Raw genomic sequence first — 26,133 nt, forward strand, 5'->3', positions numbered from 1 at the left:
GAAACGTGATCGACTCGGCCGGTTGACGACGATGGTCTTGCCCAGCCCGTCGACGGGGCTTAGTTTCAAGCCTCTACGGCCTGCGTCTACGGGCGTAGAGGCTCTCCGAGGTCCCTGTCGAAGGAGCACCTGACATGGCCAACGTCGTACGCGCCGCCCTGGTCCAGGCCACCTGGACCGGTGACACCGAGTCCATGGTCGCCAAACACATCGAGCACGCCCGTGAGGCGGCCCGGCAGGGTGCGAAGGTGATCGGCTTCCAGGAGGTCTTCAACGCGCCGTACTTCTGCCAGGTCCAGGAGCCGGAGCACTACGCCTGGGCGGAGCCCGTGCCGGACGGCCCGACCGTGACCCGGATGCGGGAACTGGCCCGTGAGACCGGCATGGTGATCGTCGTCCCGGTCTTCGAGGTCGAGCAGTCCGGGTTCTACTACAACACCGCGGCCGTGATCGACGCCGACGGCACCTACCTCGGCAAGTACCGCAAGCACCACATCCCCCAGGTCAAGGGCTTCTGGGAGAAGTACTACTTCAAGCCCGGGAACCTCGGCTGGCCGGTCTTCGAGACCGCCGTCGGCAAGGTCGGCGTCTACATCTGCTACGACCGCCACTTCCCGGAGGGCTGGCGCCAGCTCGGCCTGAACGGCGCCCAGCTCGTGTACAACCCGTCCGCGACCCACCGGGGCCTGTCCTCCCACCTGTGGCAGCTGGAGCAGCCCGCGGCGGCCGTCGCCAACGAGTACTTCGTCGCCGCGATCAACCGGGTCGGCGTGGAGGAGTACGGGGACAACGACTTCTACGGCACCTCGTACTTCGTCGACCCGCGCGGCAAGTTCGTCGGCGAGGTCGCGAGCGACAAGGGCGAGGAACTCGTCGTACGGGACCTCGACTTCGACCTGATCGAGGAGGTCCGGCGGCAGTGGGCGTTCTACCGGGACCGCCGGCCCGACGCGTACGAAGGACTTGTCCAGCCCTGACGTGGGCACGTACAGCCGTGACACACGCAGAACCCGTACAGGAGTGAAAGGAGTGGTGCAGCCGTGACCGACGAACTGCTCGGACGCCACAAGGCCGTACTGCCCGACTGGCTCGCGCTCTACTACGCGGACCCGATGGAGATCACCCACGGCGAGGGCCGCCATGTCTGGGACGCCCAGGGCAACAAGTACCTCGACTTCTTCGGCGGCATCCTCACCACGATGACGGCGCACGCGCTGCCCGAGGTCACCAAGGCGGTGAGCGAGCAGGCCGGGCGGATCATCCACTCCTCGACGCTCTACCTCAACCGTCCGATGGTCGAACTCGCCGAGCGGATCGCGCAGATGTCCGGCATCCCGGACGCACGCGTCTTCTTCACCACCTCCGGCACCGAGGCCAACGACACCGCGCTGATGCTGGCCACGACGTACCGCCGCAGCAACCAGATCCTGGCGATGCGCAACAGCTACCACGGCCGTTCGTTCAGCACGGTCGGCATCACCGGCAACAAGGGCTGGTCCCCGACCTCGCTGTCCCCGCTCCAGACGCTGTACGTGCACGGCGGCGTCCGGACGCGCGGCCCCTACGCCGACCTGAGCGACGCCGACTTCATCACGGCCTGCGTCGCCGACCTGGAGGACCTGCTCGGCCACGGCCGCCCGCCGGCCGCGCTGATCGCCGAGCCGGTCCAGGGCGTCGGCGGCTTCACCTCACCGCCGGACGGCCTGTACGCGGCCTTCCGCGAGGTGCTGCAGCGGCACGGTGTGCTGTGGATCGCCGACGAGGTGCAGACCGGCTGGGGCCGTACCGGCGACAACTTCTGGGGCTGGCAGGCGCACGGGCAGAACGGGCCGCCGGACATCCTCACCTTCGCCAAGGGCATCGGCAACGGCATGTCCATCGGCGGTGTCGTCGCCCGCTCCGAGGTCATGAACTGCCTGGACAGCAACTCGATCTCGACCTTCGGCGGCACCCAGATCACCATGGCCGCCGGCCTCGCCAACCTCAACTACCTGATCGAGCACGACCTCCAGGGCAACGCGCGCCGGGTCGGCGGACTGCTCATCGAGCGGCTGCGGGCGATCGCCGCGCAGATCCCGGCGGTGAAGGAAGTGCGCGGCCGGGGCCTCATGATCGGCATCGAGCTGGTGAAACCCGGCACCGACGAGGCGAACCCGGAGGCCGCGTCCGCCGTCCTGGAGGCCGCCCGCCGTGAGGGCCTGCTGATCGGCAAGGGCGGCGGCCACAACACCAGCGCCCTGCGTGTCGCGCCCCCGCTGTCGCTGACCGTCGCCGAGGCCGAGGAGGGCGCCGACGCCCTCGAACGCGCTCTGAGGAGCATCCAGTAGCACCAGCAGAACAGATCTGAGGAACACCACCATGACCACCACCTCGGAACCCGGCCTGGAACCCGCCCTGTCGGTACGCCAGGTCCTCAGCCTGGACCGGGTCCTCGCCGGAGAGCCCGAGGTGGTGGCCGGAGCCGGTCAGCTCGACCGGCCCGTGCGCTGGGTGCATGTCGCCGAGGCCCCCGACGTGGGCGTGATGCTCACCGGCGGAGAGATGGTCCTCACCACCGGGGTCCTGCTCGCCGGGAACGTCGAGGCCCAGGCCGAGTACATCCGCTCCCTGCACCACGCGGAGGCCTCGGCGGTCGTCCTCGGACTCGGCCGGGCCTTCCCGACGCCGCCCGACGTGATGCGCCGGGCGGCGGAGCGGTGCGGACTGCCGATGGTGGTGCTGCACCGGCCGTTCCCCTTCGCCGAACTGACCGAAGAGGTGCAGTCCCGGCTGGTGCGGCGGAAGTTCGCGGCAGTGAGCCTGTCGGAGGCCGTCCGCACGGCCCTCACCGGACTGATCACCGCGGGCGCCCCGCTGCAACGGCTCCTCGACGAGATCGCCAAGCACGCCGGCTGTCCGCTCGTCGTCACCAACCTCGCCCACCGTGTCCTCGCCACGGCGGGGGAGCGGTCGGCGGTCGACGACGTGCTGCGCGACTGGGAGCGGATCTCCCGGCAGGCGGGCGGCAACGAGGGCGACGGCTGGGTGCGGGCCGAACTGGGCGGACGGGGGGAACGCTGGGGGCAGATCGTGCTGTGCGGGTACCGGGGCGACACCGCCACCGGGCGGCTGCTCGCCGACCGGGCCGCCGAGGCGCTCGTCCTCCACCGGATGCTCGGTGGTTCGGCGCACTCGTGGGAGGAACAGTCCGCGCAGAGCCTCCTGACGGACCTCGTCTCCGGGGTCGTACCGGCCCGGCAGCTGCTGCCGAGGGCGCGGGCGGCCGGGCTCCCGGTCAACCGCCGTACGTTCGTGCCGCTCGTCGTACGCGACGAGGACGCGGCCCAACTCGACCGAGTACTACGGATGTTGGGTATGCCCGGGCTTGTCGCCGAGCTGGCGGAAGGTGCCACCGCCGTACTGCTCAGCCTCGCCCGGGACCAGGACGCGACCGCGCTCACCGCGCACTTCGCGACCCGGCTGCGGTCGGAGTCGGGGGCGCGCCGGACGGTCGTGGCGGCGGCGGAGGCCCGCACCACCTGGGAGGACGTGCCGGGCGGACTGCGGGAGGCCCGGCATGTGGCCGACGCCGTCGCCCAGTCCGCCACGACCGGGCTGGACCTCCCGGTCGTCGTACGCCTCCGTGACGTCCATCTGCGCGGCCTCATCCGGCTGTTGCGGGACGATCCGCACGTACAGGCCTTCGCCGAGCGGGAGCTGGACGGTCTGCTGCGCGGTGACGGGCACGCCGAGCAGGATCTGCTGCCCGTGCTGCGGACCTACCTCGCGACCGGCCGCAACAAGTCGCACACGGCCCAGCTGCACCACGTCAGCCGGCCCGCGCTGTACCGCCGGCTCGAAGCCATACAGGCCCGCCTCGGTGTGGACCTCGACGACTTCGAGCAGGCGGCGTCCGTCCACATCGCCCTCCTCGCACACGACGCGCAACAGGGCTGAAACATGCCGCGACCTGCGAAAACGGCGGTGAAACATGCGCCCACGAAGAGGTGACACGGTGGAACGGAGAAGGCCCGCAGACGTGACACCGTGCAACTCAAACCCGACATCCGGACTTCCTAGGCTCACCGCACACCGAGTGACCGGAGGTCCCGATGAGCAGAGTCATCCGCGCAGCCATCTTCCAGACGGCCTGGACCGGCGACAAGGAGTCGATGATCCAGGTCCACGAGCAGGCGGCCCGCGACGCGGCCGCGCAGGGTGCGCAGGTCCTGTGCTTCCAGGAGCTGTTCTACGGTCCCTACTTCTGCCAGGTCCAGGACAAGGCGTTCTACGAGTACGCGGAAGCGATCCCCGACGGCCCGATCGTCAAGCGCTTCCAGGCGCTCGCCAAGGAGCTGGGCCTCGTCCTCGTACTGCCGATGTACGAGGAGGAGCAGCCGGGCGTCCTCTACAACACCGCCGCCGTGATCGACTCGGACGGCAAGTACCTCGGCAAGTACCGCAAGCACCACATCCCCCAGGTCCCCGGCTTCTGGGAGAAGTTCTACTTCCGCCCCGGCAACGCGGGCTGGCCCGTCTTCGACACCGCCGTCGGCAAGATCGGCGTCTACATCTGCTACGACCGGCACTTCCCGGAGGGCTGGCGTGCGCTGGGCCTCGGCGGCGCCGAGATCGTCTTCAACCCCTCGGCCACCTCACGAGGCCTGTCCCGCTACCTCTGGCAGCTGGAGCAGCCGGCGTCGGCCGTCGCCAACGAGTACTTCATCGGCGCGATCAACCGGGTCGGCGTCGAGGAACTCGGCGACAACGACTTCTACGGCACCTCCTACTTCGTGGACCCGGAGGCCCAGTTCGTCGGCGAGGTGGCCAGCGACAAGGAGACCGAACTGGTCGTCCGCGACCTCGACCTCACCAAGCTCCGCGAGGTCCGCGACCGCTGGCAGTTCTTCAGGGACCGCCGCCCGGACGCGTACGGCCCGCTGACGGCACCGTAAGCAGCGAGGTCCAGCACCCCCGCGCCCCAAAGGGGCGCGGGGAAGTGCCCGATATGCGGCTTCCGCCGCGTGGGCGCGACCAGCCACGAACGACCGGCACTTTCCCGACAACCGAACGGAGCGTGACCGAATGAGCGGCCGTACAGTCATCCGCGGCGGTCTCGTCATCACAGCCTCGGATGAGATCCACGCCGATGTCCTGATCGAGGACGGCCGCGTCGCCGCCCTCGCCGCCGCCGGCACAACCGCCGCGGAGGCCTGGACCGCCGAGCACACCATCGACGCCACCGGGAAGTACGTGATCCCCGGCGGCGTCGACGCCCACACCCACATGGAACTCCCCTTCGGCGGCACCTTCGCCTCCGACACCTTCGAGACCGGCACCCGCGCCGCCGCCTGGGGCGGCACGACCACGATCGTCGACTTCGCCGTACAGAGCGTCGGCCACACCCTCCGCGAGGGCCTCGACGCCTGGCACGCCAAGGCGGAGGGCAACTGCGCGATCGACTACGGCTTCCACATGATCGTGTCGGACGTGAACCAGGACACGCTCAAGGAGATGGACCTGCTGGTGCAGGAGGGCGTCACCTCCTTCAAGCAGTTCATGGCCTACCCGGGCGTCTTCTACAGCGACGACGGCCAGATCCTGCGCGCCATGCAGCGCTCCGCCGAGAACGGCGGCCTGATCATGATGCACGCGGAGAACGGCATCGCGATCGACGTGCTGGTGGAGCAGGCGCTCGCCCGCGGCGAGACCGACCCCCGGTACCACGGCGAGGTCCGCAAGGCCCTGCTCGAAGCCGAGGCCACCCACCGCGCGATCAAGCTGGCCCAGGTCGCCGGCGCCCCCCTGTACGTCGTGCACGTCTCGGCCATGGAGGCAGTGGCCGAGCTGGCGCGCGCACGCGACGAGGGGCTCAACGTCTTCGGCGAGACCTGCCCGCAGTATCTGTTCCTCTCCACGGACAACCTCGCGGAGCCGGACTTCGAGGGCTCCAAGTACGTGTGCAGCACGCCGCTGCGGCCGAAGGAGCACCAGGCCAAGCTGTGGCAGGGCCTGCGCACCAACGACCTCCAGGTGGTCTCCACCGACCACTGCCCGTTCTGCTTCGTCGGCCAGAAGGAACTCGGCCGGGGCGACTTCTCCAAGATCCCCAACGGTCTGCCGGGCGTCGAGAACCGTATGGACCTGCTCCACCAGGCCGTCGTCGACGGGCACATCTCGCGCCGCCGCTGGATCGAGATCGCCTGCGCGACCCCGGCCCGCATGTTCGGCATGTACCCGAAGAAGGGCACCATCGCGCCGGGCGCGGACGCCGACATCGTCATCTACGACCCGCACGCCGAGCAGGTCATGTCCGTCGAGACGCACCACATGAACGTCGACTACTCGGCGTACGAGGGCAAGCGCACCACCGGCCGGGTCGAGACGGTCCTCTCGCGCGGCGAACTCGTCATCACCGAGCGGGAGTACACCGGGCACGCCGGGCACGGCACGTACACCCCCCGCTCCACCTGTCAGTACCTCAACTAGGAGTGGAGCCCATGGACTTCGGACTCGTCCTGCAGACCGACCCGCCGGCCTCGCGTGTCATCGAGCTGATGAAGCGCGCCGAGAACAACGGCTTCACCTACGGCTGGACCTTCGACTCGGCCGTGCTGTGGCAGGAGCCGTTCGTCATCTACAGCCAGATCCTCTCCAGCACCACCAAGCTGACGGTCGGCCCGATGGTCACCAACCCGGGCACCCGCACCTGGGAGGTCACCGCCTCGACCTTCGCCACGCTCAACGACATGTTCGGCAACCGCACGGTCTGCGGCATCGGCCGCGGCGACTCCGCGATGCGGGTCGCGGGCCGCAAGCCCAACACCCTGGCCCGCATCAGCGAGGCGATGAAGGTGATCCGCTCGCTGGGCAGCGGGGGTGAGGCCGACCTCGGCGGTACGGTCATCAGCTTCCCCTGGATCAAGGACGACGCCGAACTCCCGGTCTGGATGGCCGCGTACGGCCCCAAGGCCCTGAAGATGACCGGTGAGGAGGCCGACGGCTTCATCCTCCAGCTCTCCGACCTGTATCTCACCGAGTACATGGTCAAGGCGGTCAAGGACGCGGCCGTGGCCGCCGGGCGCGACCCGTCCGAGGTGAAGATCTGCGTGGCCGCCCCCGCGTACGTCACCGAGGACGACTCGCCCGAGGCGCTGGCCCACGCGCGGGAGCAGTGCCGCTGGTTCGGCGGGATGGTCGGCAACCACGTCGCCGACCTGGTGTCGAAGTACGGCGAGCACTCCGCGGCCGTACCGGAGGAGCTGACGGACTACATCAAGGCCCGCGAGGGGTACGACTACTCCCACCACGGTCGTGCCGACAACCCCGACACCCAGTTCGTGCCCGACGAGATCGTGGACCGGTTCTGCCTCATCGGGACGCCGGAGATGCACATCGAGAAGCTCGACGCGCTCCGCGCGCTGGGCGTGGACCAGTTCGCCGTCTACGACATGCACGACGCGCAGGAGCGGGTGATCGACGTGTACGGCTCGACGATCATCCCCGCGATCAACGGCTGACCGAGGCTCAACGGCTGACCAGGGGGTTCTCTCCCAGGTCAGCCCCTGCGACAATCCGGAACCAACCGCTCCACCCCGACCCCCACACCTTGACTCCCTCCCCGGCCGTCCCCGGGGAGGGGCCCAAGGCCTCCGCACGGCCTTTCTCTCCCGTCCCACCTCCCCTGATTGGCCTGCCCATGACCGAAACAGTCCCCACGGGGTCACAGATAGCCCAGTCCGCCGACTCGTCGGGCCGGATCGAGCTGGCCCCCGAGGCGTTCCCCGCCGACAGCCCCTTCGCCAACGAGGACCTGCGCCCCGTACCCGTCTCCGAGCGCAAGTGGACGACGTACAACTTCGCGGCGCTGTGGATCTCCATGGCGCACTGCATCCCCAGCTGGACCCTGGCCTCCGGCCTGGTCGCCCTCGGTATGGACTGGAAGCAGGCCGTCTTCACCATCGCCCTGGCCAACATCATCGTGCTGCTGCCGATGCTGGCCACCGGGCACGCCGGGCCCAAGTACGGCATCCCCTTCCCGGTGCTGGCCCGTGCCTCCTTCGGGCTGCGGGGAGCCAACATCCCGGCGCTGATCCGTGCCGCCGTCGCCTGTGGCTGGTTCGGCATCCAGACCTGGATCGGCGGCTCCGGCATCTTCGCGCTGGGCTCCAAGCTCACCGGCGGTGAGTGGGAGAAGTCCGGACAGGTCTTCGGCAACCCGTGGCCGCTGTGGCTCTGCTTCCTCCTCTTCTGGGCGCTGCAGATCGCGATCATCTACCGCGGCATGGACTTCCTGCGGCACTTCGAGAACTGGGCCGCGCCCTTCGTGATCGTCGGCGCGCTGGTGCTGCTGGTCTGGATCGCGGTCGAGGCCGACGGCTTCGGCGCGCTGCTCGACCAGCCGTCCAAGCTCGGCTGGGGCGCCGACTTCTGGCCGGTCTTCTTCCCGTCGCTGATGGGAATGATCGGCTTCTGGGCGACCCTGTCCCTGAACATCCCCGACTTCACCCGCTTCGGCGCCAGTCAGAAGGCGCAGACCTGGGGCCAGTCCCTGGGCCTGCCCACCACGATGACCCTCTTCGCCGTCCTCGCCGTGCTGGTCACCTCCGGCTCCGAGGTCGTCTACGGCGAGGCCATCTGGGACCCGGTCACCCTGGCGGCCAAGGCCGACAACGTCTTCGGGCTCCTCTTCGCCCTGATCACCGTGCTGGTCGCGACCATCTCCGTGAACATCGCGGCGAACGTGGTCTCACCGGCGTACGACCTGGCGAACCTCGCGCCGAAGCTCATCAACTTCCGTACGGGCGCGCTCATCACGGGTGTCGTCGGCATCCTGATCTTCCCGTGGAAGCTGATCTCGACGCCCGAGTTCTACATCTTCACCTGGCTCGGCGTGGTCGGCGGACTGCTCGGCACGGTCGCCGGCATCCTCATCGCCGACTACTGGATCATCCGCCGTACCGTCCTGCACCTCGCGGACCTGTACACGCCCGGCGGGCGCTACTGGTACAAGTCCGGCTGGAACTGGCGGGCGATAGTGGCCTTCGTGGTCGGCGGTGTCCTCGCGGTCGGCGGTTCGTACTCGACCGTCTCCGCGGACGGCGTGTCCTCGGGACCGTTCCCGCACGACGGCATGATCCCGTTCCTCAAGCCGCTCGCCGACTACGGCTGGGCGGTGGGCCTCGGCACGTCGATGCTGCTGTACGTGGCGCTGATGGCCGGGGAGCGTGAGCGGGTGCGCCGGCAGGCGGAGCAGGAGAAGGCGGCCGTCTGACAGCCGTCGTCCGACGGCGGCCGTGACCGGAGCGACCGGAGCGAGCTGAGCGGCGGTGGCCGTGCCGGAGCGACATGCCCCTACTGGGCGTCCTCCAGCACGGCCGCCGCCTCTTTCGCGGCCTTGATGGCACCCTTGTTGATCTCGTCCGTGCCGGGCGCCTTCTGGGACTCGAAGTCGCTGCCGTTGTAGGTGACGACCACCAGGGCGTTGGCCATCTGGACGTACACCACGCCCTCGCGGGTCTGCTGCTTGTCCTCGGTGGTGAGGTTCACCACCGAGTAGGCCGCGTCACCCAGACCGGGGACGGCGCCGCCGCCGCTCTTCTCCGTGGTGCGCGCCTTATAGGAGCTCTGTGCCTTCTCGTCCGATTGCTGGATCTCGTACGAGACGTCGAGCCAGCGGTAGTCGAAGCCCTTGAGCGCGTTCCAGGAGCAGGTGCGGCGCACGGACTCGTCGGTCGACGCGATCTCCTTGCCGGCCGTCTTCGCGCCCGGAACAAGGGATTTGACCGTTTTCTCCGATACGCCGGAGCAGGGCGAGGGTGCCTTCGTGTACGTCTTGGTCGCGGTCGAAGTCGACGGCGCCGACTCGGAGGTCGAGACGGGCCCCGACGCGGTGTCCTGCGCGGGCTCCTCCCCGGCCGGGCTCGCGGACAGCGGACCGGACGACAACGCCCAGCCCGCGGTGGCGAGTACGGCGACCGGCAGCAGTCGCGCGGTGAGGGCGAGCGGCAGAGGGAGATCACGCACAGCGCACTTCTCGGGGTCGAGGCGGCGGTACCGCCGGGCGGTGGGGTACGTCAGTGTCACACGAGTGCCTGTGGGACGAAAGTCCGAACTCGCTCTGTGTATACGTGGTGACAGGGGTGCGGTGTTCACGACACGGGTGCCGTCTTCACACGGGTGCCGTCCTCGTGTCGGCGGTCTGTGCCCCCTTCCACCTCGACGGGTCTTCGTGTCGTCGGCGGAGCCGGGGCTTCCGCCGGGGTGCGTGTCAGGATCGGCTCGTGATCCCGATACGCGGCCGTACGGCCTCCCGCGCGCTCCTCGTGGTGGCACTGGCCCTGGCCGTCGGCGGCTGCGGACTCGCGGCCGAGGTGGATCGCGAACTCGACCCCGACCGCACGACCCCCTCGGCGGAGGCCTCGCTGACGGTCACCTACGCGCCAGGGGGAGCGAGGGGCTCGGAGCCGCCCGAGGCCGCGGAGACGGAGACGGGTGCCGCCCCCACCGGGAGCGCGTCACCCGACGCGACGGACGCCTGCCCGTATTCCGGGGTGCGGATGCTGCCCGGCCTCGTGGACGCGGCGATGGGACTCCGGGCGATGAGCGTGACCCTGACGAACTGCGGCAAGAAGCCGTACACGGTCAACGGCTACCCGTCGATCCAGGCCCTCGACGAGAGCGGCGAGCCCTACGGCGACGTACGCGTGCTCCGGGGCACCGAGGACATCACCACCGGGGTGCCCGACTTCAGACCGCACAGCGTCACCCTGAAACCCGGCGAGTCCGCCGAAACCGTGCTGGTCTGGCGCAACACGGTCACCGAGGCGGACGTACCCGCCGTCAACGCCCCCGCCCTGCGCGTCGCCCCACTCGCGGGCCGGCCGGCCGAGATCCTCACCCCCGACGGCGGCCTCGACCTCGGCAACACGGGACGCCTCGGCACGACGGCGTGGACGCGGGCCGCCGACGGGGCTTAACCGGTTGCGGGGCCCGCGTGGCGATCAGCACCCTGGTCGCATGGAGCCGTCACCGTACGCCACCGAGCCCCAACTCCCGTCCCCACTCCCGTCCCTGAGCGAGGAGATCCTCGCCTACTACGAGCGCGGCGGGGAGAACACCCGCCTCAGAGAAGGCACCGGACGGCTGGAGTTCTGGCGCACGCAGGACATTCTGCGACGGCTCCTGCCCGAGGCGCCGGCGCGTGTGCTCGACGTCGGCGGCGGCACGGGGATCCATGCCGAGTGGCTGGCGGGGGAGGACGGCCACGCGGTCGAGGTCGTCGACCCGGTGCCGATGCACGTGGAGCGGTCCGGACGGCTGCCCGGGGTCACCGCCCGGCTCGGGGACGCCCGCGCGCTGCCCGCCGAGGACGCCGCGTACGACGCCGTGCTGTTCCTCGGGCCGCTCTACCATCTGCCCGAACGCCCGGACCGGGTACGGGCGTTGGCCGAGGCGCGGCGGGCCGTGCGCCCCGGCGGCGTGGTGGTCGCGGCCACGATCAACCGCTTCGCGGGGCTCAACGACACGCTTCTGCAAGGGAACTACTTCATTCCGGAGCGCCGCGAACGCATCGACGCCGTCTCGGCCGACGGCCGGCACAGCCGTTCGTCGGCGGACCCGCACTTCACCACCGCCTACTTCGCCCACCCCGCCGAGGCGCCGGACGAGTTCACCGAGGCCGGGCTCGCGCCCGAGGGGCAGTACGGCGTCGAGGGCGTCGCCTGGCTGATGGGCGGCGTGGAGGAGTGGCTGGACGACCCGGAGCGCCGGGAGGCGGTGCTGGCGGCGACCCGGCGGATCGAGTCGGAGCCGTCGCTGCTGGGGGCGAGCGGGCATGTGCTGACGGCGGGGCGGCGTCCCGTCGAGGGCTGATCCCGAGGGCCCTGCGGAGCGCTGCGTACGATCATCGAACGCCCGTCGCGCAGTGAGGAGTCCACCCGTGTTCACCACTCGACCGACGCTCCAGGGGACCTTCGGCATGTAGTTGTCCGCAGGGTGGGCTGACCTGCGGTGATGCGGCTGGGCCTATGGCTGACCTGGGCAGATGCGTCTTTCAGGGCGTTTCAGGTTCGTGCTGTGTTATGCAGCCGATCCTCCCCACGCGCTCCCCAGCGGCGCGGATACTCCCCAGATCCTCCCCAGGGAAAGCCGGTGTGACCAGCGGCGACGAGATGAAACTCCCTCCCGCCGTAAGTACGCTGAGTGACTGCCAAGGGCTGGGGCGTCTGAAACGGCTGCTCTGCCATGCTCGGTCGTCCTAGGCCCAAGGCCACTCTTTCGGCTCTGTGCAGCGTGTGGTAGCGCGGTGTGGGCTGGGGGTCGTGCACAGATGGTCCGCCCTCAACGAACGGCAGCGCGCTCTTCTCGAACGTGTCGCGGCCGGTGAGAAATCTGGAGCATGGTCGCCAGGGGACTGGCTGTCGGCTTATGCCCTGCGCGACCGTGGGCTTCTGGCGGTCGGCAGGGCTGGAGGGCACGGTCGTGTCGAGGTCCCCGACGCCGGCCGCTTCTACCTCCGGCTCGGTCGTCACCCCGAGGATCCAGCGTTTGAGGGCGGTGGCGTCCAGGAGGCGTCTGGTGGGCCTCCAGCGTCAGCGAATGCAGGTGGGCGGCGCGGAGGTGCGGGTCGCAAGCACAGTCCGACGCCTCACAGTGAACGGCCCATCGCTCGTGCCCGACGGCCGAAGGCGGAGGAGTTGATCCAGCGTCTGGTCGGCGGGGGCGTGTGCGTTTCGTCGACCCCGAGGACGACGAGGTCCGATGCCGATGCTGGGGAGGACAGCAATTTCCTCCCCAGCCGACTGGGCCTGCCGTCAGGATGCGGAGAGTTCCGCGTGGACCGTGCGGGCCGCAGCCACCAGGTTCTCCAGGGACGCCCGAGTCTCGGGCGATGCACGGGTCCTCAGGCCGCAGTCTTGTTGACCCAGAGGCGTTCTGCGGGGATGGCCTTTAGAAGTCATCTCATTTGGTTGGGTAGGCTGCCGGTCGTGGCAGGGATCGTTGAGCGGCTGGTGCCGGACGAGTTGTGGGAGTTGTTCCAGCGTGTGGTGCCGGAGGCGCCGTCGCGGCCTCAGGGCGGTGGCCGGCGTCGGCACGGCGACCGTGAAGTGCTGGCTGCGATCGTCTTTGTGGCGACCTCGGGCTGCACGTGGCAGCAGTTGCCGACCGCGTCGTTCGGGCCGTCGGGTGCGACGGCCCACCGGCGATTCACCGAGTGGACGAAGGCCCGCGTGTGGGCCAAACTCCACCGCCTGGTCCTCGACGAACTCGGCTCCCGCGGCGAGCTGGACTGGTCGCGGTGCGCGATCGACTCGGTCAACATGCGGGCCTTGAAAAGGGGGAGCTGACAGGCCCGAATCCTGTAGACCGGGGCAAGTACGGGTCAAAGATCCACTTGATCACGGAGCGGACCGGCCTGCCTTTGTCCGTCGGCATCTCCGGCGCCAACACACACGACAGCCAGGCACTGATCCCGCTGGTGAAGGGCATACCCCCGATCCGCTCCCGGCGCGGACGCCGACGACGCAGACCCCACAAACTCCACGCCGACAAGGGCTGCGACTACAACCACCTGCGGCGATGGTTGTCCAGCCGAGGCATCCGGCACCGCATCGCCCGCAAGGGCATCGAGACCTCGCAACGACTCGGCCGCCACCGCTGGACCATCGAACGCACCATGGCCTGGCTCGCCGGATGCCGCCGCCTGCACCGCCGCTACGAACGCAAAGCCGACCACTTCCTGGCCTTCACCAGCATCGCCTGCACACTCATCTGCTACCGCCGACTTACCAAATGAGATGACTTCTTAGACCGTGTCCTATGTGGTGAGGCGTCGTTGAGCCGTGCATGGGGCGGGGTACGTGGAGTTGGATTGTTCCGGACGGGCTGTGGGAGATCGCGGAGCCACTGATCCCGCCATCGAGAGTGAGGCCGCAGGGCGGCGGAACGCAGGACACCCCAGATGAGACGCTGTTCGCGGCCATCATCTACGTGCTCGGCAGCGGCTGCGCCTGGCGCGCCTTGCCGCTGTGCTTCGGGGTATCGAAGTCGACCGCCCACCGCCGGTTCCTGATCTGGTCCAGAGCCGGCGTATGGGGCCGCCTGCACGAGGCAGTCCTGCACCGGTTGGACGACGCCGGCCTCATCGACGTCACCCGCGTCGTCCTCGACACCGCCCACGTCAGGGCTAAAAGGGGGCGAACACACAGGTCCGAGCCCCGTGGACCGGGGCAAGCCGGGCTCCAAGATGCACGTCCTGTCGGACGCGAACGGACTGCCCCTCCTTGTCGGCATCTCCGCGGGCAACACCCACGACAGCGAAGGGCTGAAGCCCATGATCGAGGGCCACCAAACGAGACACGACCCCCACCGCGGCCGCTACTTCAAGCCCCAGCGCCTACACGCAGACAAAGCCTACGACCGTGCCGACCTGCGCAGATGGCTCCGATGGAAACGCATCGGAGTACGCATCGCCCGCAAAGGCATCGAGTCCAGCGAACGATTAGGGCGCCGCAGGTGGGTGATCGAGCGGACGATGTCCTGGCTGTCCGGCTACCGACGCCTGAGCCCTCGCTACGAGCGCCATCCCCGCAACTACCTGGCCTTCCTCGGACTCGCAGCCGCCCTCTGCTGCTACAAGCGACTCGTCCGCCTCGCCACATAGGACACGGTCTAAGTGGGGGAGACGAGACGAGCTGGTGTTTCCCGCGGCCTTCCGCGCGGGCCGTGAGCCAGCGGGCCCCTTGTTCGTTACTGAGACACGCTCCTAGCTGGCCCTTTCATCCTGTTGCTGCGACGAACGGGCATCACGAAGTCCTCGGAAGACAGAGCCGACCCAGGCCACCGCCTCACTACGTCCGGACCCCCGCCCTTGAAGGGGCACACCGAAGGCGACGCGGCCGCCCTCAAATGAGGGCGAGAATCGAGTACTTCCGCATGCCCCTGCTCATGGGCCGCCTCGGAGTTGTGGATCCCTCGTGATCAACTACCAGTGCCACCAGCGTGGCCTGTTCGCGCGTCGCCATGAGCGCAGAGTGTCGGTCATCGCCACAACACTGCGGTGCTTGGGCCCCAGCACCCGATCGGCGCTGGCGACGACCTGTTCCAGCAGAGTGATGGCTTCTTCGACGCGACCCGCTTGCTGGTAGGAGGCAGCCAAGTTGTAACAGGCGTCGAGAGTGTCGAGGTGGTCGCGCCCGAGCAGCCGCTTGCGGCCGGCCACGACCTGCTCTTCGAGAGGGATCGCTGCCTCGGCACGCCCCATCTGCCAGTAAGAAATCGCGAGGTTGGCTCGGGCTGTGAGGGTGTCGGGGTGCTCGGGCCCCAGCAGCCGCTCGCGGCCGGCCACGACCTGCTCTTCGAGAGGGATCGCTTTCTCGGTGCGCCCCGCCTCCTTCCAGCACATGGCCAGGTTGTTGCGGGCGTCGAAAGTGTAGGGGTGCTCGGGCCCCAGCCCCCGTTCGGCGTCGGCGACGACCTGTTCGAGCAGGGTGATGGCTTCGGCCGTGCGCCCTGCATTCGAGTAGGAGTTGGCCAAGTTGTTGCGGGCGGTGAGGGTGTCGGGGTGCTCGGGCCCCAGCAGTCGCTGGCGGCCAAGGACTACCTGTTCCAGCAGGGGGATGGCTTCCTCGGCCCGCCCCTCCTCCAAGTAAGAGAACGCGAGGTTGGCTCGGATGGTGAGGGTGTTGGGGTGCTCGGGCCCCAGCAGCCGCTCGGCGTCGGTGGCCAGCTGCCCCTCGAGAGTGATGCCTTCCTCGCCGCGCCCCGCCTGCCGGTAGGAGGCGGCCAGGTTGGCTCGGGCGGCAAGGGTGTCGGGGTGCTCGGGCCCCAGCAGTCGCTGGCGGCCAAGGACTACCTGTTCCAGCAGGGGGACGGCTTCCTCGGCCCGCCCGGTCTCCTTATAAGAGACGGCCAGGTTGTTGCGGGCGGTCAGGGTGCTCGGGTGCCCGGCCCCAAAGAGACGTTCGAAGCCGGCGACAACCTGCTCTTCCAGGGGAATGGCATCCGCCGTGCGGCCCACCTGCGCGTATGAAAGGGCCAGATTGTTGCGGGAAGTGAGGGTGTCGGGGTGCTCGGGCCCCAGCAGCCGCTCGCGGTCGGCGACGACCTGCTCTTCGAGAGCGATGGCTTCCTCGGCACGCCCCGCCTCCCGATAGGAGATGGCCAGGTTGGCTCGGGCAGTGAGGGTGTCGGGGTGCTCGGGCCCGAGCAGCCGCTCGATGTCAGCGACGACCTCCTCTTCCAGGGAGGTGACTTTCGCCGTGCGCCCTGCCGCCGAGTAGGCGGTGGCCAAATTGGCGCGGGCGGCGATGGACTCGGGCCCCAGCCCCAGCACCCGATCGGCGTCGGCGACTACCTGTTCGAGCAGGGTGATGGCTTCTTCGGTGCGCCCCGCCGTCAAGTAGGAGGTGGCCAAGCTGTTGCGGGCGGCGAGAGTTTCGAGGTGCTCGGCTCCCAGGAGCGGCTCGGCGCTGGCGACGACCTGCTCCAGGAGGGTGATGGCTTCGGGCGTGCGACCCGCTTGCCGGTAGGAGGTGCCCAGGTCGGTGCGAGCGGAAAAGGTGTCGGGGTGCTCGGGCCCCAGCAACCGCTCGGCGTCGGCGACGACCTGCTCCAGGAGGGTGATGGCTTCGGCAGTCCGCTCCGCTTCCTTATACGCGGTGCCCAGGCCAGCGCGGGCGGTGAGGGTGTCGGGGTGCTCGGGCCCCAGCAGCCTCCCGGCGGTTGTGGCGAGGTGGTGCCAATGGGTGAGTGCAGCGGCGTACAGGCCAGCGTTCAGCAGGCTCTTCCCTGCCCGGTACAGCACCCCGTGGCCATGGGGTTGCCACAGCAGGTCGCCAGAGTGGGCGGCCAGGGTGTCGGTGTTGGCCCGCAGTACGGAGCACAGATCGGGATCGGTGTGGTCGGTCTCGGGCCAGATTGCCGCCAAGGCGTCTGCGGTCGCCTGCACCATCGCGGGGACATCGGGTGCAGGGGTGGTTTCGCGGGCGGCGCGGGCGGTCAGGGCGTGCAGGCGCACCGTACGGGGGCCGTGCCGGGAGTCGCAGGTGATCAGACCGTAGCGGTGTAGCAGCCGCAGTGCGGATCGGGCCTGCTCCGTGGTGACGTCAGGAGAAGGGAGGGCGGCCGGTGCGGTGGAGCGGCTTCGGTGGGTGGTCAGGTAGCGGGTGATCGCGGCTTCGGCCCACAGGGCCTGGGGGTGTCCGGCCGGGTCCAGGCGGGAGGCCAGGCGCAGGGCGGGGACGGCCAGGCCCACTGGGTTGCATCGCTGGGCGGCGTCCAGGGTCAGCAGCAGAGCCGCGGCGATCTGCCGCCCGTAGCCCTCGGTGTCCGCCTGATGGGGCAACGTCGCCCCCAGCCGTAACTCGCGGTCGGTGAGGACGTCAAGGTAGGGCGTGCATGGAACGTCTTCGTTGATCATGTATGCGGCGGCAAGGGCCAGCGCCAGCGGCAGGTACCCCAGCTTCTGCACCACATCCTCGGCCCGCACGTCCAACAGGTGGGGCGTCTGCGCGCCGGTGAACCGGTCGCGCAAGAAGGCCATCGCTTCAGCCGGGGTGTAGGCGTCGACCTCGATGACCACCCGGCCGCCGCCGGACAGCAGCGCATCCCGGCGCCGGGTGGTGACCAACACCCGGCCCTGTCCCGCACGAGAAGGCGGCGGCCACCACGGGGCGATCTCCTCCACATCGGCGAGGTCATCGAGGACTACCAGCCACGAGCGGGAGGTGACAGCCAGCCAGGCTAGGAAGGCCCGGGCATCCGTCTCGGGGTCCTGCCCTGCAGCGCCGGGTGCCTGGACGCGGCGTGCAACGTCGCCGTAGCCGGTGACGACCTGCTGAGTCTCGGAGGCGTTTACCCAGACCACCAGCTCGGTGCCCTCGGACAGCGCATGGTGGGCATAGGCGGCGGCCAGCTGGGATTTGCCTACCCCGCCACCGCCGGAGAGCACCTGAGTCAGCACCACCGTGGCGTGTCCGGCCCGGGCCTGTTCAATCCGCTCACGCAGACTAGTGCGGGGCTGGAAGGCCGAGGCCAGGGCTGGCACGGCCCCCACCCGCACGGGCCACTCCACTGGGGCCTGCGGCGCAGCGTATTGGTTCAGCACCTCGATGTTCCAGGCCGCCAGGCTGCCGTGCTTAGCCGAGATTATGGTGTGGGCGTCAGGTTGGGGAGCCTGCCTGCTGCCGGGCGCGGTCAGCTCGGGTCCGCGTCCGGCTGGGGAGGGTTTCCCATGGTCACGTTGCCCGTCTTCACCGCGCTCACCGAGCCGTGCGTGGACTGGATGTGCACGTTTCCGCTAATGGCGATCTCCCCTACGGTGACCCCAGGGGCCTGCCGGACCTGTGTGACGAGCTCGCGCAGGCCAGCTGCTGCCTGAACGCGGTCATCCTCACCCAAGTCATCCAATAGGTCAGCGAACCGAGTCCGCCAGGATGCGGCCTCCTGGCCCCGGCATTCCTCAACTTGGCCTGGGCTAGCACTCGCCAGCACTTCCGCTGTCTGGTCCAGCCGCTCCAGCGCGACGCGTTCCCGCCTGGTGTCCCCTCGGCCAAACCAGGCCGCCGCCTTCTCCCGGAATCCCCGCCAGGCGTCCGTGCCCGCAGCCTGTACCACTGCCAAGCCCCCCGCCGCGACAAGCGTGGCCAGTTCCTCTGCCAGCATCCAATCCCCCCACTGTCCCCTGCTGCATGCTGATTGGTCTGAGACGGTAGCGCCCTACTAGCGCGCACACAGCGTCTTTTCCGATATACGCTCAGCCACCGCCCTCCGGTTCCCCGACCCCGCTCACCAGCGGACCCATGGAACGCTGGAGTCCAGGGCCGGTCCCACTTGGCGTTGCCGGCCCGCATGGAGGCCGTCACCGCAAGGCCGCAAGCAGTCGACCAGCGCGGCCACGTCCTGGGACAGTCGACGGTGACTTCGGTGACGATGGCTGGTTCGACCAATTGGGGATGGGATGTGCCTGTTGCTCTTGGCGCAGACCGTCGACCGGGCCCGCCTGCCCGAACCGGCGAAGTACCGTCCAACGCCGCCGGTGTGAGCTGTCGCGGCACGATGTCGTAGTGCACGCACAAGTCGATCACTGGCTTGACCAACTGGTCGATCGACGAGGGCATCAGCCCGGCCGCGTCCCGCGCCCACTGGTACTCCGCGAGCGTGTCGAAGAAGTACGACCGCTCATCCGTCTGGCCTGAACGGCTCTGGCGGGTGTGGAGAGAGAAGACCTCCGCCAGACCGAACCGCGTCACGTCCAGGGGCCAGGGAACGTGTTTCGGATTCCCTCATGAACCCGCAGATTACGACGGCCACTCGCGGAATATGCGAGTGATTGCAGGAATCTCACACCCTTGAGGGATGCCTCGAACACGGGTCTCCTACCTGCTGACTTCGCCCGATCAACCCCTCAGGCGCGGTTCAGGAACCCGTGCGTACTTCCAGTTACGAAGTGGGCCGGCCGCTCCTGTGCGGCCCGGGCCGCACAGGAGCCGCGCCGGGTGAGCCGTTGCTGTACCCGCTCGAAGGCGAGGCGGCCTGCGGCGTCCCAGACGACGAGCTCGCCGTCGAGCGCGGTCGCGTCCGGCAACTGGGCGGCCCCTGCCACGATCTCCGGAAAGGAGGCGGCCATGTCGGTGCCGCGTTTCGAGCGCAGCATCACCTGGTCGGCGTCGACGGAGAGGAGTGCCCGGAACCCGTCCCACTTCGGTTATGCGCTGTTGAGCTGTCCACGGGCTATCGTTCAGCGCCATGTCGATCTCGGGATGGCGAGTGCACTTCGAAGGAGTTGCTCCAGTTCCCGGGGCCGAAGCGCAGTGTCATCACCCTCCGACTGCCGCAAGATCACGCCAACTGAAGTAGCGACTTACGGTAAACGCGCATGTCCGCATTATCGCTTTACAGCAATGACTCGCGTGGCGCGTTATGCGCTCGATCACTCCTCGTCGTCATCCGCGAATTGGGCGCAGGCATCGGCGGCATCCTTGATGAATTCACTGTCTGAATCGATCAACCGGGACGGAACGCGAACGTTGCAGGTAAGGACACGGTCGCCGTCGAGCGCAATACGGAAATCAGCTGCGTCGGAATGGGGAGTGTGCCCCCCTTCTCTGATGCCGAACAGCCCCCTTTGCTGCTCCATGACATCGGCGGGGGCAGCAGGCGCCACGACGCGGTCAGGTCCGCCATCGAAAAGGAACTCAAAGGGTGCGATTCCGGTTAGGTCGTTCCATAGCGCGAGCACCAGCACTACGCTGCTTAGATCGACGCGGATGTTCCTCAGTGCGCTTCGCAGGCGCACCCACAGCGACCCACCCTCAACGCTGACGATCTCGAAGGTGAAATCCTTGGGCAATGCGGGTTGCAACAAATGCACGAGGGGTGGCTTGGCTGGCCCGCTGCGGTGCACTTGATCTACGGCATGAGCCCAGCGAAACCATCTGTCGAGGTCCTGCAAGGCAGGGCCAATATGGAAGACGGAGGCATCTCGGAACTCAATCGTCACTTCGATCTCACGGACGGGGTGGCCGCCACTCCATTCGTCAGCGAGGGGTGCGATGGCCTGCGTGAAGTGGGCCCAGTACGCGGTCGGCAGTCGACTGCTTGCTGCGAAGCCTTCCATAGGTCCTCCTTAGGTCAACGGCAAGGGGTATTAACACATGCATGTCGTTGTATCGAGGCACATGACACCGAGTTAGCAGCCATATGGCCCAGGGGTCTCATGGCGAGACGGCAGTTCGCGGGGACGCGGGTGTTCCGGGTGCAGGCGGCGACGCGCGACGCTTTGGTGAGCCGCTTTAGAGCCATAGGAACGCAACCGCTCCCACAGGCAAGTCCGCGCCCGCTAGAACACGTCTTCGCCCGAATGAAGACCTGGAATATCCTCCGCGACTGCCGCCTCAAGGGGAAACGGTGTGCATCACGCCATTAACGGCAGCTTTGGTTGATGCGTAGCCCACCGTCATGGGATAGGCGGAGTCTGGCAATAGCGCACATAGTAAACGTACGCTTGCGCAGGTGCGGCGAGCTGGCCCTGGGAAGCGAACTCCTTCATTTTTTCAAAGAGGCCGTTGCTGTACTGGGCCCAAGCGACATACTGCCCTATGGCGGTCGACTTCCAGTCCCTGTAGCGGGTGTCGATGTACCCCTGGATTGTCTGTTCTGTCGCATCAGTAAACCAGTTGGTCGTGGGTGGATTCTGCTCCAGCTTCTTCTCCGGCGTCAGAGCAGTCCACGCTTGTTCACAGGCAAACTGCTTGATGTAGTCTTCGCCGGTCTTCTTGAGGCTGTCCCTGAGGGTTACCCACTCCGCGTCGACGCGCGCTACATTGGACGGCCGGGAATTATCAGTCAGGGTGGCGGCCGTCTGAGGTATTTCCGCCTGCCTGATGGCAGTTGCCAGCCTGAGTTGTGCAGCTAGGGCAGCTTCTCGTGCAGCGAGCTCTGCGCTCGATAGGTTGTCGGGAACGGCGGCCAACTCAGTAGACAGCTCGCTCATCTCTTCCCTGAAAGCTGACAACTCGCTGCTGTTTGCAGATTCAGGAATAGTGGTGCGCAGCTGATCTGCTTGCCTGGCGAGTGATTTGAGGTTGTTGAGAACACTCTCACTACTGCCGCCTCCACGGCTGCATCCACTGCCGATGAGGATGGACAATAGTATCGCCAGGAGTGCAACAAAGATACGAGATCTGGTCATCATCCGAAGCCTCTCAACTGCGCTTGCGAGGCGGCTATCCGGCATAGTGTCCACTGGGGTACTCGGCCGCTTTGGGATCCATAACGCACATACAGAAGGGACATGCTTTCACTCGCCGTAGACTCGTCCCCGAGAGAGTGCGGCAACGGGAATCTCTTCATGCGGCGTCCTCACCAGTGGGTCTTGGTGAACCTCCGGTGGCGGAACATTCCTCTTGTCAAACAGGAGGCCCCGGAGTCGCATCATGCCCTCGAAGGACGCGTTGATAGTCCCATTTTATGATTCTTCGTTGGAGCGGGCGACTCGACGCTGCACTGCAAGTGTGCGGATCCCTACTGAGGTTGATATCCTGAGGCCGTCTCGCTTTTCAGGATGCTCCGATGGCCAGTCCGGTCTCTGGCAAGCATCCGTCTATTGCCAGCAGTCGTCTATGAGGTGGCCCGGTTGGAATCGCTGGACGAGGTGTTCGGGCGACGATGGAGAGCTAGTGTTCCGTGTTTGAAGTAGCTTTACGTCTGGATGTCGGGGAGAATCGGGCCATGTATGTGGCCTCGGCGTTGGTGCTTCGTGACGGTGATCGTTCCCGGCTGGAGGCGTTGGTGCGCATGACGTCCGCGCCGTCCGGCCTGGTTCAGCGGGCGCGGATCGTGCTGCTGGCGGCGGACGGGGTGCCGAACACCGAGATCGCCGAGTCACTGGGGTCCTCGCGTCCGACCGTTCTCAAGTGGCGTTCGCGTTATGCCGAGTCGGGCATCGAGGCGCTGGGCGATCTCCCGCGCGCGGGGCGGCCCGGCACCGTGGACGAGGTCGCTGTTCTGGTCGCCACGCTCGCGGAGGACGGCAGGCCGCCGGCGCGGCTCGGCGTCACGCACTGGTCGTCGCGGCTGCTGGGCGCGGAGCTGGGGCTGGCGTACTCCACGATCGCCAAGATCTGGCGGAAGTGGGGTATCCAGCCGCACCGGGTGGAGACGTTCAAGTTCTCCACCGATCCTGAACTCGAGCCGAAGATCCGGGACATCGTCGGGCTGTATCTGGCGCCGCCGGAGAAGGCGGTGGTGGTCTGCGTGGACGAGAAAACCCAGATTCAGGCACTGGACCGCACTGCTCCGATCCTGCCGCTGCGGCCCGGTCTGCCCGAGCGGCAGACTCACGACTACAGGCGCAACGGCACCACTTCGCTGTTCGCCGCACTTGAGGTCGCCACCGGCAAGATCAGTGCGGACGCCTGCTACCAGCGGCACACCAACAAGGAGTTCCTCACCTTCCTCAAGCAGGTCGCCAAGGCCCACCCCCGAGTGAAGCTGCACGTCATCGCCGACAACTACGCCACGCACAAGCATCCCAACGTCAAGGCGTGGCTGGCGAAGAACCCGCGGATCACGCTGCACTTCACCCCCACCTCCTGCTCGTGGCTGAACATGATCGAGATCTTCTTCGGGATCATCACGCGGCAGGCGGTACGGCGCGGCACCTTCGAGTCCGTCCCCGACCTCAAGGCCGCCATCCGCGCGTTCATCGATGGCTACAACGACCGCTGCAAGCCCTTCACCTGGACGAAGTCCGCCGACCAGATCCTCGACAAGATCAAGCGGAAATAGACTTCAAACACACGACACTAGAGACAGCGGTTGATGACAAGCGTCTTGCTCGGAACCCGATGAGGTCCAAGTCGGTCCGATGGCCGAAGCTGCCCGATGAGCGTCGCGAGGCGTGGCCTGAGGCGTTGGCTCGGAGGGTGCGTGATGAGATCAGCCAGAGACGCCGTATAGCGGTAGTTCTTGGGCTTGGGTGCGGTCTGCGCCAGGGCGAAGTCTTCGGCCTGAGCATGGAGGACGTCGACCACGCGCGCGGAGTGCTCCACGTCCGACGTCAGGTGCAAATAGTCAATGGCCGGAAGTACTTTACCCTTCCAAAGGGTGGCAAAACGCGCGTTGCGGACATGCCGCGTTCCGTGTCCGACGAGCTGGTGAAGCATGCCAGGGCATACCCCGGCGACAAGGTCGAGCTTCCCTGGGGCGGTCCTGAATTGGACAGGGAGCGGAAGAAGTTCGGCCTCGTACTGACAACGAAGTACGGGAACGCGATCGCCGCCAACACGTGGAACACCGAGATCTGGAAGCCTGCCTTGGCTAGGGCAGGTGTAATCCCTCCGCGTGTCAAGGGGGCGAAACCTTGGCAGTGGCAAGCGGCACCGAAGGACGGGTTCCATGTGCTGAGGCACACGTACGCGTCCCTCGTGCTGGAGGCAGGAGAGTCGGTCGTCACACTCGCCAAGTGGTTGGGGCATTCATCGCCGACCATCACGCTCGATCACTACGCGCACTTCATGCCGGAGGCGGGGAAGAAGGGGCGCAGGGCGATCGATAGCCTGTTGGGGGAGCGGGCCGAGGAGAGTTCCGGTCCAAACTCCCCAGATTCTCCCCAGGCCCGATCCTGAGTGCGGATTCGACCGTCCGACGCGCGTAAACAGCGAGGTGAGACCCCGTATGTTCACCACTCGACCGACGCTCCAGGGGACCTTTGGCATGGTGTCCTCCACGCACTGGCTCGCCTCGCAGTCGGCGATGGCGGTCCTGGAGGACGGCGGTAACGCGTTCGACGCGGCCGTGGCGGCGGGCTTCGTCCTGCATGTCGTGGAACCCCACCTCAACGGGCCCGCCGGCGAGGTGCCGATCATCCTCGCCCCGGCGGGCGGCGAGGTCCGGGTACTGTGCGGGCAGGGCGTGGCACCCGCCGGGGCGACGATCGAGCACTACCGGGGGCTCGCCCTGGAACTCGTCCCCGGTACGGGCCCCTTGGCCGCCGCGGTGCCGGGCGCCTTCGACGCGTGGCTGCTCCTCCTGCGCGACCACGGCACCAAGGACCTGGCCGACGTCCTGAAGTACGCCATCGGGTACGCGCAGGACGGGCACGCGCCCGTGGAGAACGTGGGCGCGACGGTCGAGTCCGTGCGGGACCTCTTCGAGAAGGAGTGGCTGTCGTCGGCGGAGGTGTACCTGCCGGACGGGCGGGCGCCCCGCCCCGGCGAGCTGTTCCGCAACCCGGCGCTGGCCGCGACCTGGCGGCGGCTGCTCGCCGAGACCGAGGGGGCGGGCGGCCGGGAGGCCCGGATCGAGGCGGCGCGCGAGGTGTGGCGCTCCGGCTTCATCGCCGACGCCCTCGTCCGGCAGGCCGGGCGGCCCACCCTGGACACCAGCGGCGAACGGCACACCGGGACGCTCACCCCGGCCGACCTCGCCGGCTGGTCCGCGTCCTACGAGGCCCCGGCGACGTACGACTGGCACGGCTGGACCCTGTGCAAGGCCGGCCCCTGGAGCCAGGGCCCGGTGCTCCTCCAGCAACTCGCCCTGCTGCCGCCCGAACTGCCCGCGTACGGGTCCGCCGACTATGTGCACCTCCTCGTCGAGGGCTGCAAGCTCGCCATGGCGGACCGGGAGGCCTGGTACGGGGACGCGGCGCCGGTACCGCTCGACGAGCTGCTGTCCGACGAGTACAACGCCGCGCGGCGCGCCCTCGTCGGCGACACGGCCTCGTACGAGCTGCTGCCGGGCCGTCCCGGTGACCGCACCCCGCGACTGAGCGCGCACGCGCGCGTGGTGGCCACCGATGACCCGGGCTTCAGCGGCATGGGGGCCGGCGAGCCCACCGTCGCGAAGGGGCTCGGGGGAGTGGGCGAGCCCACCGGTACGGAGGGGCTCCGTGGAGTGGGTGAGCCCACCGTCGCCAAGAGTCCTCGGTCGCCGGTGCCGGGGGAGCCCGAGGTCGCGGGGGACGGGAGCACCCGGGGGGACACCTGCCACCTCGACGTCGTCGACCGCTGGGGCAACATGGTCGCGGCCACGCCCAGCGGCGGCTGGCTGCAGTCCAACCCGGTGGTGCCCGAGCTGGGTTTCCCGCTCGGCACCCGGTTGCAGATGACCTGGCTGGACGAGGGGCTGCCCAACTCCCTCACCCCCGGCCGGCGGCCGCGCACCACGCTCACCCCGTCGCTGGCGCTGCGCGACGGCGTGCCGGTCATGGCCTTCGGCACACCCGGCGGCGACCAGCAGGACCAGTGGCAGCTGCACTTCTTCCTCGCCGTCGCCCTGCGCCCGCACATGCGCGGCGGCCTCGACCTCCAGGGCGCGATCGACGCCCCGAACTGGCACAACGACAGCTTCCCCGGCTCCTTCTACCCGCGCGGTATGCGCCCCGGCAGCGTCACCGTCGAGTCCCGCATGCCCCCGGAGACCGTCGCCGAGCTGCGTCGGCGCGGCCATGACGTCGTGATCGGCGAGGCCTGGTCCGAGGGCAGACTGTGCGCGGTCGCACGGGACCCGGAGACCGGGGTGTTGTCGGCGGCGGCGAATCCGCGCGGGATGCAGGGGTATGCGGTCGGGCGCTGAGCGGAGGGCCGGCCGCGCCCGCTTCCCGGCCCGTCCGCCCGGCTGCCCGTCGCAGCCCGTCCGCCCCGGATATTC

The 26,133-nt window shown here is 68.2% G+C and carries 18 protein-coding genes and 2 pseudogenes; 15 read left to right on the forward strand and 5 right to left on the reverse strand.

From position 1 onward, the window contains the following. Positions 1 to 134 precede the first annotated feature (134 nt). The 7 genes from ABT147_RS19810 to ABT147_RS19840 all read left to right on the forward strand — a co-directional run bounded on the left by ABT147_RS19810 (position 135) and on the right by ABT147_RS19840 (position 9,253). Complete coding sequence (locus ABT147_RS19810; RefSeq protein WP_351407742.1) at positions 135 to 977, forward strand: nitrilase-related carbon-nitrogen hydrolase; 843 nt, start codon at positions 135 to 137, stop codon at positions 975 to 977. Positions 978 to 1,040: 63 nt separating this feature from the next. Next, positions 1,041 to 2,327: an aspartate aminotransferase family protein gene (locus tag ABT147_RS19815; RefSeq protein ID WP_351407744.1), complete on the forward strand. Its 1,287-nt coding sequence runs from the start codon at positions 1,041 to 1,043 to the stop codon at positions 2,325 to 2,327. Positions 2,328 to 2,358: 31 nt separating this feature from the next. Further along, positions 2,359 to 3,936, forward strand: coding sequence for a PucR family transcriptional regulator (locus tag ABT147_RS19820; RefSeq protein WP_351407746.1), 1,578 nt, complete (start codon positions 2,359 to 2,361; stop codon positions 3,934 to 3,936). 155 nt (positions 3,937 to 4,091) lie between these two features. Beyond that, complete coding sequence (locus ABT147_RS19825) at positions 4,092 to 4,934, forward strand: nitrilase-related carbon-nitrogen hydrolase (protein WP_351407748.1); 843 nt, start codon at positions 4,092 to 4,094, stop codon at positions 4,932 to 4,934. A gap of 130 nt (positions 4,935 to 5,064) precedes the next feature. Further along, positions 5,065 to 6,468: a dihydropyrimidinase gene (gene hydA / locus ABT147_RS19830; protein ID WP_351407751.1), complete on the forward strand. Its 1,404-nt coding sequence runs from the start codon at positions 5,065 to 5,067 to the stop codon at positions 6,466 to 6,468. A gap of 11 nt (positions 6,469 to 6,479) precedes the next feature. After that, entirely contained in the window at positions 6,480 to 7,499 is a 1,020-nt protein-coding gene (locus ABT147_RS19835; protein ID WP_351407753.1) for a TIGR03842 family LLM class F420-dependent oxidoreductase, read from the forward strand. A gap of 179 nt (positions 7,500 to 7,678) precedes the next feature. Further along, a complete protein-coding gene (locus ABT147_RS19840) occupies positions 7,679 to 9,253 on the forward strand; it encodes an NCS1 family nucleobase:cation symporter-1 (RefSeq protein WP_351407755.1) in 1,575 nt (524 codons plus the stop codon). Positions 9,254 to 9,333: 80 nt separating this feature from the next. On the opposite strand, the gene ABT147_RS19845 is transcribed toward ABT147_RS19840, so the two are convergent. Continuing rightward, positions 9,334 to 10,005: a hypothetical protein gene (locus ABT147_RS19845; protein ID WP_351407757.1), complete on the reverse strand. Its 672-nt coding sequence runs from the start codon at positions 10,003 to 10,005 to the stop codon at positions 9,334 to 9,336. A gap of 257 nt (positions 10,006 to 10,262) precedes the next feature. Here ABT147_RS19845 and ABT147_RS19850 point away from each other — a divergent pair, with 257 nt between their 5' ends. The 4 genes from ABT147_RS19850 (at position 10,263) to ABT147_RS19865 (ending at position 14,644) form a co-directional block, all read left to right on the forward strand. After that, positions 10,263 to 10,958 (forward strand): DUF4232 domain-containing protein, encoded by a 696-nt coding sequence (locus tag ABT147_RS19850; protein ID WP_351407759.1) that lies wholly within the window; start codon positions 10,263 to 10,265, stop codon positions 10,956 to 10,958. A gap of 40 nt (positions 10,959 to 10,998) precedes the next feature. Continuing rightward, on the forward strand, positions 10,999 to 11,853 hold the full coding sequence (locus tag ABT147_RS19855; RefSeq protein ID WP_351407761.1) for a class I SAM-dependent methyltransferase: 855 nt from the start codon (positions 10,999 to 11,001) through the stop codon (positions 11,851 to 11,853). A 1,070-nt stretch (positions 11,854 to 12,923) separates the two neighbouring features. Further along, positions 12,924 to 13,777 (forward strand): IS5 family transposase gene (locus ABT147_RS19860; RefSeq protein ID WP_502983121.1). Its coding sequence is split into 2 segments (ribosomal slippage): positions 12,924 to 13,313 and positions 13,316 to 13,777, totalling 852 coding nucleotides; the frame shifts between segments, so codons are not numbered across the junction. 50 nt (positions 13,778 to 13,827) lie between these two features. Beyond that, positions 13,828 to 14,644, forward strand: a protein-coding gene (locus tag ABT147_RS19865) for an IS5 family transposase (protein ID WP_351407764.1) whose coding sequence is annotated in 2 segments (ribosomal slippage) — positions 13,828 to 14,171 and positions 14,170 to 14,644 — 819 coding nt in all. Because the reading frame shifts where the segments join, the coding sequence is not laid out codon by codon here. A 321-nt stretch (positions 14,645 to 14,965) separates the two neighbouring features. Here ABT147_RS19865 and ABT147_RS19870 read toward each other — a convergent pair. The 3 genes and pseudogenes from ABT147_RS19870 to ABT147_RS19880 all read right to left on the reverse strand — a co-directional run bounded on the left by ABT147_RS19870 (position 14,966) and on the right by ABT147_RS19880 (position 20,599). Then, positions 14,966 to 18,028: a tetratricopeptide repeat protein gene (locus ABT147_RS19870; protein ID WP_351407766.1), complete on the reverse strand. Its 3,063-nt coding sequence runs from the start codon at positions 18,026 to 18,028 to the stop codon at positions 14,966 to 14,968. A 1,359-nt stretch (positions 18,029 to 19,387) separates the two neighbouring features. After that, positions 19,388 to 19,672, reverse strand: a pseudogene (locus ABT147_RS19875) (ATP-dependent DNA ligase); the annotation flags it as partial. Between the two features lie 240 nt (positions 19,673 to 19,912). Continuing rightward, complete coding sequence (locus ABT147_RS19880; RefSeq protein WP_351407768.1) at positions 19,913 to 20,599, reverse strand: hypothetical protein; 687 nt, start codon at positions 20,597 to 20,599, stop codon at positions 19,913 to 19,915. Between the two features lie 187 nt (positions 20,600 to 20,786). Between ABT147_RS19880 and ABT147_RS19885 the strand changes: the two are divergent. Beyond that, positions 20,787 to 20,924 (forward strand): annotated as a pseudogene (locus tag ABT147_RS19885) (IS5/IS1182 family transposase); the annotation flags it as partial. 14 nt (positions 20,925 to 20,938) lie between these two features. On the opposite strand, the gene ABT147_RS19890 reads toward ABT147_RS19885, so the two are convergent. After that, positions 20,939 to 21,676, reverse strand: coding sequence for a hypothetical protein (locus ABT147_RS19890; protein WP_351407770.1), 738 nt, complete (start codon positions 21,674 to 21,676; stop codon positions 20,939 to 20,941). A gap of 536 nt (positions 21,677 to 22,212) precedes the next feature. Between ABT147_RS19890 and ABT147_RS19895 the strand changes: the two genes are divergently transcribed. The 3 genes from ABT147_RS19895 to ABT147_RS19905 all read left to right on the forward strand — a co-directional run bounded on the left by ABT147_RS19895 (position 22,213) and on the right by ABT147_RS19905 (position 26,058). Beyond that, complete coding sequence (locus tag ABT147_RS19895) at positions 22,213 to 23,271, forward strand: IS630 family transposase (RefSeq protein WP_351407773.1); 1,059 nt, start codon at positions 22,213 to 22,215, stop codon at positions 23,269 to 23,271. A 137-nt stretch (positions 23,272 to 23,408) separates the two neighbouring features. After that, entirely contained in the window at positions 23,409 to 24,110 is a 702-nt protein-coding gene (locus ABT147_RS19900) for a tyrosine-type recombinase/integrase (protein WP_351407775.1), read from the forward strand. A 49-nt stretch (positions 24,111 to 24,159) separates the two neighbouring features. Then, positions 24,160 to 26,058: a gamma-glutamyltransferase family protein gene (locus ABT147_RS19905; RefSeq protein WP_351407777.1), complete on the forward strand. Its 1,899-nt coding sequence runs from the start codon at positions 24,160 to 24,162 to the stop codon at positions 26,056 to 26,058. Positions 26,059 to 26,133: the final 75 nt, after the last annotated feature.

This window comes from Streptomyces sp. NPDC001868, from assembly GCF_040297125.1.
Taxonomy (GTDB): domain Bacteria; phylum Actinomycetota; class Actinomycetes; order Streptomycetales; family Streptomycetaceae; genus Streptomyces.